Origin of the sequence: Allobaculum fili (assembly GCF_020969955.1) — a bacterium.
GTDB lineage: Bacteria > Bacillota_I > Bacilli_A > Erysipelotrichales > Erysipelotrichaceae > Allobaculum > Allobaculum fili.
Window position 1 is genome coordinate 19,554 of the sequence record NZ_JAHDSX010000029.1, and the last position, 11,067, is coordinate 30,620.

The 11,067-nt window shown below is 49.6% G+C and carries 12 protein-coding genes; 4 read left to right on the forward strand and 8 right to left on the reverse strand.

Translation table 11 applies throughout. From position 1 onward, the window contains the following. Positions 1–193 precede the first annotated feature (193 nt). Positions 194–838, forward strand: coding sequence for a YoaK family protein (locus Afil_RS07310; RefSeq protein WP_230267917.1), 645 nt, complete (start codon positions 194–196; stop codon positions 836–838). Positions 839–931: 93 nt separating this feature from the next. Here the strand turns inward: Afil_RS07310 and Afil_RS07315 are convergent, their stop codons facing one another. The 3 genes from Afil_RS07315 to Afil_RS07325 all read right to left on the reverse strand — a co-directional run bounded on the left by Afil_RS07315 (position 932) and on the right by Afil_RS07325 (position 4,538). Next, positions 932–1,852, reverse strand: a complete 921-nt coding sequence (locus Afil_RS07315; RefSeq protein ID WP_230267918.1) for a DMT family transporter — start codon at positions 1,850–1,852, stop codon at positions 932–934. A 71-nt stretch (positions 1,853–1,923) separates the two neighbouring features. Beyond that, positions 1,924–2,874 (reverse strand): NAD(P)-dependent oxidoreductase, encoded by a 951-nt coding sequence (locus tag Afil_RS07320; protein WP_230267919.1) that lies wholly within the window; start codon positions 2,872–2,874, stop codon positions 1,924–1,926. 407 nt (positions 2,875–3,281) lie between these two features. Beyond that, entirely contained in the window at positions 3,282–4,538 is a 1,257-nt protein-coding gene (locus Afil_RS07325; protein ID WP_230267920.1) for a cation:proton antiporter, read from the reverse strand. A gap of 530 nt (positions 4,539–5,068) precedes the next feature. Here Afil_RS07325 and Afil_RS07330 point away from each other — a divergent pair. Beyond that, a complete protein-coding gene (locus tag Afil_RS07330; protein ID WP_230267921.1) occupies positions 5,069–5,620 on the forward strand; it encodes a DJ-1/PfpI family protein in 552 nt (183 codons plus the stop codon). Positions 5,621–5,754: 134 nt separating this feature from the next. On the opposite strand, the gene Afil_RS07335 is transcribed toward Afil_RS07330, so the two are convergent. The 5 genes from Afil_RS07335 to comGC form a co-directional block, all read right to left on the reverse strand. Continuing rightward, a complete protein-coding gene (locus tag Afil_RS07335) occupies positions 5,755–6,345 on the reverse strand; it encodes a 3'-5' exonuclease (protein ID WP_230267922.1) in 591 nt (196 codons plus the stop codon). 104 nt (positions 6,346–6,449) lie between these two features. Continuing rightward, positions 6,450–6,758, reverse strand: coding sequence for a hypothetical protein (locus Afil_RS07340; RefSeq protein WP_230267923.1), 309 nt, complete (start codon positions 6,756–6,758; stop codon positions 6,450–6,452). 154 nt (positions 6,759–6,912) lie between these two features. Further along, a complete protein-coding gene (locus Afil_RS07345; protein ID WP_230267924.1) occupies positions 6,913–7,341 on the reverse strand; it encodes a hypothetical protein in 429 nt (142 codons plus the stop codon). A gap of 65 nt (positions 7,342–7,406) precedes the next feature. Next, complete coding sequence (locus Afil_RS11120) at positions 7,407–7,532, reverse strand: hypothetical protein (RefSeq protein ID WP_255658287.1); 126 nt, start codon at positions 7,530–7,532, stop codon at positions 7,407–7,409. Positions 7,533–8,458: 926 nt separating this feature from the next. Beyond that, positions 8,459–8,767 carry a competence type IV pilus major pilin ComGC gene (gene comGC / locus Afil_RS07350; protein ID WP_230267925.1) on the reverse strand — a complete coding sequence of 103 codons (309 nt, stop codon included), beginning with the start codon at positions 8,765–8,767 and terminating at the stop codon, positions 8,459–8,461. A gap of 222 nt (positions 8,768–8,989) precedes the next feature. Here comGC and Afil_RS07355 point away from each other — a divergent pair, with 222 nt between their 5' ends. Both Afil_RS07355 and Afil_RS07360 read left to right on the forward strand, forming a co-directional pair. After that, positions 8,990–9,856, forward strand: coding sequence for a 3-hydroxyacyl-CoA dehydrogenase NAD-binding domain-containing protein (locus Afil_RS07355; RefSeq protein WP_230267926.1), 867 nt, complete (start codon positions 8,990–8,992; stop codon positions 9,854–9,856). Between the two features lie 440 nt (positions 9,857–10,296). Then, positions 10,297–10,788, forward strand: coding sequence for a type III secretion system chaperone family protein (locus Afil_RS07360; RefSeq protein WP_230267927.1), 492 nt, complete (start codon positions 10,297–10,299; stop codon positions 10,786–10,788). Positions 10,789–11,067: the final 279 nt, after the last annotated feature.

An 11,067-nucleotide genomic window follows, 5' to 3' on the forward strand; every position in this document is an offset into this window, starting at 1 on the left:
GACAGGTATCTCAATAGGTTTGTCTTTTGAAGCCTTTTATAGTTACAGGGAAAAAGAAAACAAATCGAAGCGAATAAACGGATCGATTCGTTTTTCAGGCAAAATCGCCCGCAAACATCGTATTGGCTTTGTGCGGGCAGGAATGGGTAAAGACGAGGCGAACAAATTGAAACTGAAAACATCACAGAAACAGATGTCGGAATCCCTTTGGACAGTGGCATTTTTAACGCTTTCCGGAGGACTGCAGGATGCGTATACGTATTTTGAGCGCGGAAAAGTTTTCGCCAACGCGATGACGGGAAATCTGGTCCTGATGAGCGCGCGGCTGTTTGAAGGGGACTGGATGGCGTTTTTAAAATATCTGTTTCCCGTTCTGGCCTTTTGCGGAGGAATCGCAGCGGCGCAGCTGATTCATCTGCACTTTTTGCACGCCCGCTTTCACTGGCGGCAGATGATTACTGTACTTATGATCGTCCTGCTTCTGGGCGTACCGTTTATTGAAGCCGATTCGCTGGCCAACGCGCTCGTTTCCTTTTCCTGCGCCATGCAGGTGCAGACGTTTCGCAAGTTTCATGGCATTCCCTTCGCTTCAACCATGTGTATCGGCAATTTGCGCGGCGGTACGGATTCTCTGATCAGCGCCATTCACAGTAACAATTCAGGCCTGTTTGAAAAAGCCTTCAGTTATTTCCTCATTATCGGTCTGTTCGTTCTAGGTGCCGGGCTGGGCAGAGTGTTCTGCCTGCAGTTTGGCTTAAAGACGATCTGGATTTCCTGCGCCCTTCTGCTTTGTGCGCTGGTCATGATGAGCGTCCATCCGGATGTCGTGGAAAAATAAAATAAGGGTCTGTGTTCGAGAAAAGGGGGACCTTTGTCGAATACAGACCCTTTTGATTTGGATCCAAATCGTTTGGAAAGGATAACGTCACGCTCAGGCCGTTTTTGCCTGCAGGTGTCTGCGCGCGGACGCGGGCAGAGAATTCCAGATGACGCTGCAGATGACGATGGCCGCGCCAGCAAGCGATAAGCCGCTGAGCGATTCGTAGCCGGCCAGAGCAACGAGCGTCGGATTGAGTACCGGTTCGATCGCGTTGACCAGAGACGCGTTGAGCGCGCTGATCAGGCCGGTTCCTAAAGCGAAGAATACATAGGCGAAGCCGACCTGGAAAGTACCGAGCCAGAAAATCGCAAACAGATTGGAAGGCGTCATGGAACAGCCGTAAGCAAACGGAGCCATGCAGATCACGGTACCGATCTGGCCAAGGAAAATGGACGAGAGGGCATCGCCGTTTTTAAAGCTGTTCAGCATGAACAGAATCGCGTAGAAAAATCCGGAAAGGATCGCGATCAGATCGCCGGCCCAGCTGCCGGACTGCAGCGAATCCAGGAAGAAGCAGACAATGCCGATCACAATGAGCGTCAGGGCGATGATCTGTCTTCGATCCGGCTTTCGATGAAACAGGATAAGGTTCAGCAGGACGATCCAGATCGGGCAGGAAAACTGCAGGACAATCGCGTTGCCCGCAGCCGTCATTTTGTTCGAAAGAACAAAGAGCGTTGTCATGAACATGTACGCCACCGCCCCCGCAAACACCGATTTGTTCAGGCGCAGGCGATGGTGGGTAATAAGCATGAACAGACCGATCACGACAGCCCCAAAGCAGGAGCGAACGCCGTTAATGGCCAGCGAATTCCAGTTCGTCCATTTCAGAACGAGACCGCCTGTCGCAAAAAGAATTGAGGCAATGACCATGTACAAAATGCCTTTTGCCCCTTTTGAAGAAGCCATCCTCCTGGAAGAGGACGGCGATAGAGCGGCGATCTCGTCGCTCTCGGTTACCGTTTGACGCATACTTCCAGATCCTTTCTTAAACTCGGTTAACTCTTTTTATTCACTCTTATTGATTCGATACTTTGCCGCCTTCAGCCGGCCTTGATTTCGTTTTTAATCGTTCCGTTCAGCCACGAAAAGAGGTTGTCAAAGACAATTTCCGCCCGCTCTTTCATGGACTGTTCAGAATCGTAGGCGATATGCGGTGTCAGAATCGTATTGGGCGCTTTTAAAAACGGCAGATCGAGGGGCAGAGGCGGCTCCTGATCAAAGACGTCAGTACCTGCTCCCGCAAGATGACCGTTTTCAAGAAGAGCAGCCAGTGCATTGTTATCGAGAATAGGTCCGCGCGCCGTGTTGATGACGATCGCTCCCGGCTTCATGCACTCCAGCTCCTTTTTACCGATCAAACCGCGTGTCTGATCGGTCAGCGGCAGATGCAGGGAAAGAATATCGCTTTCCTGAAGCAGCTTGTCCAGGGGCACCTGTTCATCGATCCAGTCACAATGAACTTGCGAGCGATTGAACGCCAGAACGCGGGCGCCCATCGATTTAGCCAGCTGAGCCGTACGCAGACCGATTTTTCCCGCGCCGGCAATACCGACGGTCCGATTCTGAAGCGTCCAGCCTTCCAGACGGCCTTTGGCCTTGCCTTCCCGGCAGGCCTGCTGAAGCGCTGGCACTTTTCGTGCAAGTAAAATCATCATTGCAATCGCCAGTTCCGCAACCGATTCCGTGGCATAGCCCGACGCGTTGGAAATCGCAATGCTGCGGTGCAGGGCTTCCTTTACGGGAATGTGATCGACGCCGGTAAAGGCGACATCGATATAGCGAAGATGATCTGCCTGATCAAGAACAGAATCCGGAAGCGGCATATTCGCCAGAATCAGCACGTCCGCATCCCGGACTTCCTCTTTGAGGGTATCGACATCGGATGTCCGTTCGTAAACAGTAAAGCGATGTCCGGCGGCTTCAATTTGGGATCGATACGAATCCAGCAGGCCCTGGGGAATGCCGAGGGATTCAAGAAGAACAATATTCATAAAAACATCCTTTCCAGACGCTTCCTCTCCCGCAGACGAGACGGTCCGAACGCGGTGAGAGAAAGAATCGGTCTTCCAGCAGCCGCATGTCGGGCTGTCCTTTTAGTTTTAATCGTTCTGTCTGCAGCGCGCAATGGCGATCCCTCCGGAGCCAAAAAGGACAGGCGGAATCGTATGGAACTTTTGCCTGAAACAAAATCCAGAGTGTTTTCGCCATACACGAATCAGGGGAGATCCGAGAAATATCTCGGCGCAGCGATTCTGCCATCTCCAGAAAAGCACCAAAGGATATAAATCGGTCAAATCCGGCTGTTCAGATAGAAGAAAAGCCGGATTTCCTGCGAAATCCAGCTGTAAGGCAAAAGGGAAAATCCGTTTTGCGAAAAATGAAACTTGTTGCTTTCTGACTATTCGTCGGCGAGGTTTTTCGGTTTGATTTCTCCGGCTTTGGTCAGCGTAAACTTGGTCAGAGACGGTCCGATCAGCTCATAAACCAGAACGCCGAAGAGAACAACGTTGCGGATCATCATGCCGTTTTCACCCATGCGGGCGCCGACCGTAGCGGCCATGCCCAGAGCGACACCAGCCTGCGGGAAGAGGGTAATACCGAGCCATTTGCGTACGGTTTTCGGCGAACCGGCAATGACGGCCGAGAGACTTCCGCCCAGGTATTTACCGAGGCAGCGCGAGAGAATGTACGTCAGACCAACAGCGAGAACGAGGATGTTGCCAAAGGCGAACAGGTTCAGTTCCGCGCCGCTTAATACGAAGAAGAGGGTGATCAGCGGAGCCGACCAGCGATCGGCACGGCTCATCAGATCTTCGGACTTGCGGCAGCAGTTGCAGAAGATGGTACCGAGCATCATGTTGACGAGCAGGGAAGAAAGACCAAAATTCATCGGTCCGATGTGAATCTGGGCGGTTGAAATGGTTACGCCCAGAATGACGAAGCTGACAATCAGCGTATTGCGGTTACGATTCGAATGGAAAATACGGGCGACATGTGTCAGGATCCAGCCAAGCAGGGCACCGATGCCCAGCGAGAAGAAGATTTCCATCAGCGGTTCAACAAAAAGGGAAACCATGTTCGCACCGTCAGGGGAATCAAGATGCATGGCTACGCCATAGGAAATCGCAAACAGGATCAGGCCGACGGCGTCATCCAGCGCAACGACAGGAAGCAGGGTCGAAGTGACGTCGCCTTTGGCTTTGTACTGACGGACAACCATCAGCGTTGCCGCCGGAGCGGTGGCCGCAGCAATTGCGCCGAGAATGAGAACGTCCGCGAGCGTCAGAATATCTGGAACGATCAGGTGTGCAACGAACAGAACGCAGTCGACGACAATCGTGGTGATGATACCTTCGAGAATACCGATCGTCAGCGCCTGTTTTCCAGTCTGTTTCAGTTCGCTTAAACGAAATTCGCTTCCGATCGCGAAAGCGATAAAGCCAAGCGCCACATTGTTAAACGGCTGAAGGACTTCTACATCCTGGAACGTATGAAAGCCAAGGCCAGGAATTTTAAGAAGACCGATGCAGCAGGGTCCAAGAAGGAGTCCGGCGATTAAATAGGATGTGACATCCGGCAGACGGAACTTGTTTCCCAGCCGGGTCAGCAGAAGACCAGCCAGCAGTGCAGTTCCAACACTTAATGCATAATTCATGCAGTTCATCCTTTCTGATTCAATAGAAGATTCATGAGCGATTTATCTGAAAGTCGGATGGTTTTGCATGCCCCAGAAGCGGAAGAAAAGCGGGGGTAGTATGGAAAACGCAAGAGCCGGCGAGTACGCTGAACCTTTCCTTAATGTATACCCGTCAATCAAAAATGTGAAATTTAGTGAATTATTTAAGGAAATCTGAACAAAATGGGGAGGAAACACAGAATATCGTTTAAAAAGTACAGAAAACCATTCCCAAAGTGAATCAACGGCTTCAATTCGAAAAGTTGATGAAGCTGACTTTATAAAACCTTAAATTCGGAATGCGTCGTCGATCAAAAATCGCTCCGGTTCTGCTAGTTTACAATCTTGTAAAGGATGCGAAATCTGCCAGCCTGTACCGGGCTTGAGACTGCTCAAAAAGCAATAAGACAAGAACCGCAGTATGGATTCATCCCACAAAAGAAAACCTTCAGGCATCTGGCTTTTCGCTCGATTTTTGCCTTCTTAAACTGGAAGCGAGGTGATAAACATTGAAAAAAGCAGCGATCCTGATTGCGGACGGGTTTGAAGAAATTGAGGCACTCGTTCCCTTTGACCTCCTCAAGAGAGCCGGAATCGTTACGGTTCTTGTAAACGTTGAAAATAAGAAACTGGCCAGAGGCAATAACGGCCTGATCATTGAAACGCCGACGGAACTGCGCGGCTATGATTTTGAAACGACCGATGCGCTGATCGTCCCCGGCGGAGACGCGTATGCGGTATTCAAGAATATTCCGCTCATTGAAGACGAAATTCGCGCCTTTGCGATGAATCCGCAAAAGGTACTCGGCGCAATCTGTGCCGGCAGCGCCCTTGCGGGAGAACTTGGCGTATACAAAAACAAAAAGTACGTCTGTGTACCTTCGATGAATGAAGACTCTTTTGGCGGTACGTTTGAAAAGAAGCATGCGGTCGTGGACGGAAATATCGTTTCCGGCATTTCAGTAGGCGGCGCTTTTGAATTCGCGTTTGCGCTGATTGAAAAACTGACCGACAAGCACAAAGCCGAAGAACTGAAAAAGGCTGTTGCCTACACGCTCTAAGATCATTTCCAGGAGCTTCCCTGAGCAGGGGGGAAGTAAAACAGAAGCCATGGCATTCCAGAATTGTAATGATCTGGAAAGCCATGGCTTTTATTGTCTCAAAATAAAGAATTGGATCGGCTTTGCCGGCTTGATCAGGATTCAATTTCCGCCAGCAGCGCGAGAAGAATTCGACCGCAGGTCAGCGCATCCGATTCCGCGCGGTGGGCCATCGGATTGATGAGTCCATAATGAGTGGCAAGCGTATCCTGCTTGTAGTTAGGCACGGTGCGAAGAGTACTGCGGGCAATGCGCAGCGTATCGAGATAGCGGAAGTTTACCGAAAAGCCCTGTCGATTGCAGGCGGCGCATAAAAACGAAAAGTCAAACGCCGCATTGTGTCCGACAAACAGAAGATCGTAACCGGAAAAGCGATTCAGAAACGCGAAGAGTTCAAGCAGAGCTTCTCTTTCATCCGGCGCATCCGCGACCATGTCATCGGTAATGTGATTGACCATCGACGCGCCGATTGGAATCGGTCTGCCTGGATTTACGAAGGTATTGAAGCGTTCCGCCGGCTGCCCATTTCGAAAAGCTACTGCACCGATTTCGACGATCCGATCGGAATCGGGGGAAAGACCGGTCGTTTCCAGATCCAGCGCAATATAAAACCGATGAACCTGTTCAAAATGGCGGTTTGTCAGCCGCACATATTCTTTCGTAGCTCCAAATCCCTGTAAATCCATAGTAAACGACCTCCTGATCCGTTCATTTTGCTTTAGGTATGACCAGTCTCATCGATTCGCTCGCTTTTGGCAGCTATGTTTATTGCCAGAGGACGCTTTGAATTTCAGTGACTGTACTCGGCTTTTATAATACCGGTCTCATCGTAATAAAGCTCGATTTTATACTTATGGCCATGATCCGTATACTGCGCCAGAATTCTTGAGGATTCATCTTTGAACAGAACGTCATGCGCCTGGATTGTCTCGTGAAATATCTTTTGCGGAGCAGCCGTCTGGCATCGTCTGGACCAGGCGCATTCTCCCGCAAACTGTTTTGCACGCTCGACAATTGCCAGATCGATGTCCGATCGTCCGGATGCCGCAAGCAGAGCGCTGCGCGCCTGCAGCGAAGCACAAACCCATACAGAAACCATTAAGACCAGACTGAAGAGAACGAGGGCAGGTTCCAGCGCAAATCCATTTTTCTTTTTGAACTCGACGGTACGAAATAAAGACGGATTTGCAAAGAAGCGCTTCTGCCCGCCCGGAAAATGGTGTGAGGGTTTTCGCAGACGAAAATGGGAGGACTTACTGAATCTGCCAGGTCTTCTTATGGTTTTCATACATCACCTCGAGTTCAATTTTTCCCTGATGTTCTGTGAATACCGCCGAATCGATATTTTCCATGAAGATTTCATAGCCCGGCTTTTTGACGAGACGTCTCTGATCCAGAGCAACCGTTTCGGCTTTGTCGGCCCATTGAAGATGCAGCTGTCCATTCGATACGCTCGCCTTCCAGGATAAAGAACAGAGCTCGCGAAGCTGAAGAATCGCAAACTGTTCCTGAGAATCGTCACGGATGCGCAGACTTGAAGAAAGAACACGCGTCTGTACTGAAAGCAGGGAAACACAGATCATACCGACCAGAAAGGCTAAAAGGGCTTCGCTCAGTGTAAACGCGTTTTTTCTGTGCTTTGAAGAAGACGAAGACGCCATTCGTTCGAACCGTTTCTTCACGAAAGCAGGCAAAGGCCTTTCCAAAAAGCACCCTTTTTGTTCTCGATAGCCCCAATCCCGTCTTTTCATGAGGATGTACTTTCCAGAGATTCAGAAACGCCCTTGGACAGAGCGTGTATATACGCCTGAATACTCGTACTGAGCAGAAAAACGGACAGCGAAAGAATGAGCAGCGCCAGAAGCGCTTCCATCAGAAGAAATCCGTTTTGCCTTTTTCGGCCTTTATGGGTGCGTATGTCTGACCTGTACGCTTTTCGAAAAAGAAAGACCGGTGAACGGGGAAATCTGGACAGGGAATGGGCTAGCTGAACAAGGAGAACCTTCTTTTTAAGGGAAGAAAAAAGATCGGTCATGGTCAATGGCCAGGGATACCTTGTTCCCGGCTGGATCCAATCCAAAACTTCGGATCCACTCGAGAATTCTGAAAAACTGGCTCGCCTCCTCAATCGATTCGGTATCCAGACGCTCCTGTCGGTCTTTAAAGAATGATCGCCAGAGCGTCTTTTTTCCTACTGTATTTGTTTTCCAGGCAAAAGGGGAAAGACAAACGTGAAGTCTGTCTTTCGGATCGTCCAATGGGCTGCAGGATCTGAATGTTATTCATACGAACGCGGTTTATGGCCCGCTTTCGATCCGTGCGCGTCCGCTTCCCAGCTGAAATACGATGCGAAATGAACTTGTTCCAGCCGTACACCGCAATGTTCCGCCTTTGGAAATCGAACCTGTTTCGTTCCAGGAAAGCTTCATAGGCGTACAGGCAAGCCCCTTAGGAAAATCAAACGATTCCTGCCCGCTAAGCATTCGATCCTTTTGAATGTCCACCGCACGCGGCTGGCGCAATGAGAAGGCCAGATACTGCTCCTGATTCACTTTTTCCAGAAGAATTCGACTCGAAAGGCCCGAACTGTCCGCACGAGGGGTCAGCGAAAAGACAGATACAGACAGGCCTATGAGCAGCAGTACAAACAGGGTTTCGCTCAGAGAAAAGGCGTTTCGTCCCCTGGGGTTCCTGAAAGCTGTCTTTCGACACTTTGTTTGACAGTCTCTGCGGCTGGTCAGAATGTGTGTTAGGCTTTTGAAACGGAAACTGCGCCTGTCCATCCTCAGAAATTCAATCCTACCGGCTGGCGGCCTGCCCATTGACGATCACCACGCTTTTTCCGTCCGGACATTTTGCCTGCCCGTCTTTGAGATAGCCTTTGGAAATGAGTTCCTGTACGGAAGTCGGAGTACGATCTTCATCGATTTCATAAAGCATAATCTGAGAATTGACGACTTCGATGAGCGCTTCGCAGCCTTTGGCGCGGATGATTTTCTCCTTGCCCTGGAAATTCGGAATCGTGATCCATAAAGTGATTGCTATGAGCAAAAGAGAAACCATACATTCGATAAGCGAAAATGCATTCTTTTTGTTGCCTGAGTTCATGTTTTTACCTCCTGTCTGTTTATACGGATGGATTTTGTGCAATCGATATTTGTTTTGAACCGGCCGTCCGAAATGGCTGGAGGTTTTTTGAAAATGCAGAAGATCGCCGGGAAAAAGAAAGAGGCGGAGAAGCCGCAAAGTGCACTGTGCAGTTCGAATCAGCTGACTATGTCGGTTTGACGAAATCTGATAAGCTGTGAATAAAAGGAGAGTGATTATGCAATGAAACACGTTACTGTTGCCGGCGGCGGTGTTCTAGGTGTGCAAATCGCCCTGCAGTCTGCCGTGAAAGGAAAGGACGTAACCATCTGGCTGCGTTCTGAATCCAGCATTACGCGTACTCAGCCGCGTATTCAGTATTACAAAGAGCAGTATCTCGGTACGCTCCAGAAGGGGATCCCGGCCCCGGGACTGGTCGGCGTAACAGCCGAAGATGTCGAGAAAGCCGTCGCTTCGATTCGAATCGAGCTCGATCTTGAAAAAGCGCTGTCGGATGCCGATCTGCTGATTGAAGCCATTTCGGAAGATGCTGGCGTGAAAAAGGATTTCTTTGAAAAGGCTTCTCCATACATTACGGAAAAGATGATCGTCGTGACCAATTCGAGTACGCTGCTGCCCTCGATGTTCGCAGACGACGTACCGTATCCGCAAAACTTCCTGTCCCTGCATTTTGCCAACCATATCTGGATCAACAACCTGGCCGAAGTCATGGTTCATCCCGGAACAAATCCGGAAGCCTTCGCAAAGGTAATGGAATTTGCCAGAGAAATCGGCATGGATCCGGTAGCCGTCATGAAAGAGAAAAACGGCTACCTTCTCAACAGCATGCTCGTACCTTTCCTGATGTCTGCCATGGATTTATACGTGACGAAAACGGGCAGTCCCGAAGACATTGATAAAGCCTGGGCAAAAGGCACCGGTGCTGCCATTGGTCCGTTCCGCATGCTCGATGCGATCGGTCTGGAAACCGCGCTTCTGATCACCAGTCAGTTTGTGAACATTCCGGACGAAATTGCGCCGTTCCATTACAAGGACATCGCGCAGATGCTGAAAGAGCGGATCGCGAAGAAGGAAAGATTTTACAGCTGATCGAGAAATATAAACGATCGACCTGAGTAGAATGGATCCTGAAATTAAGAATTAAAACAGCCCCCTGTTCCCATGCCAATCGGATGAATACAGGGGGATTTTTCATGATCGGATGTCATGCTCTTCAAAGTAATACAGCACAGAAATTCGAAAAAATTTGAACGAACACGTACCATTTGTTTTTCGGCCTATTCTTCATAAAGCATGACAAAGGCATGCAATTCGGACAAAATACCGGTTCTGTTTGTGCTTATTGGCGCACTGTCAAAAAATTGGAGGTCGCAAAGAAAGAGGATTGTATAATTTGACTATTCATGAACCCAGAACAGAAACCGGCTGTTTCACGCCATCTTTTTCATTCGCTTTAGACGGAGTCGGACGCCCTCGAAGAAGGAAAGTCTGGGCGAAACGGCGGTTTCAGAAAGAAAGGAACCCAGTTTATGGCAACAAACCAGCCCTATTCCCGTGAGATTGCTCAGACGGTACTGCGCTATCTCGATGACGATGAGTGGAATTACGACTTTGATGAAGAACTTGGACTGATTCGTTTCAGTCTCAGCCTCAGTTCCAAAATCAAGCACATCAAGTATTACCTCGACATCGACACAGAAAGCTTCAACGTATACGCTCTGTGTCCGCTTGGAGCCGATATGGACGATGAGACAACGGTTCGAGAAGTCAGCGAATTCCTTCATCGCGCCAATTACGGTCTGCGCGCCGGAAACTTTGAAATGGACTTCCATGACGGCGAAATCCGCTACAAAACGTATTGTTATGCCAAAGACAGCCTTCCCTCCGTCGAAGCGATTAAGGAATCCATCTTCTATCCGGCGGCCATGTTTGAACGCTACGGAGACGGAATTCTTTCCATTCTCTTTGGCGGCCTGAGTGCACAGGATGCCATAGCCCGCTGCGAACAGCCAAGACGCTAAACCCAGTCGAACCGGAGCCTTTGCCTCGGCCATTCAATATCCTCAATAAACGAAGAAAACCGCTTTCGTTCAAGTCGTGACGGAAGCGGTTTTCGTTTGGTTCAGCCTATATTTTCCAGTCATTCATCTGCAGAAGTCAGACCTGGCTTTTTGGTAAGCGTCAAATAAAAGACGGGTATTTTCTCGACCGCCTCCTTGGGATAATTCCTTTATTCAAGGAGGCTTTTTCATGGAATCAATCATCCCTGCAATCGATCTCGGTATCGATTTCTCCAAAGT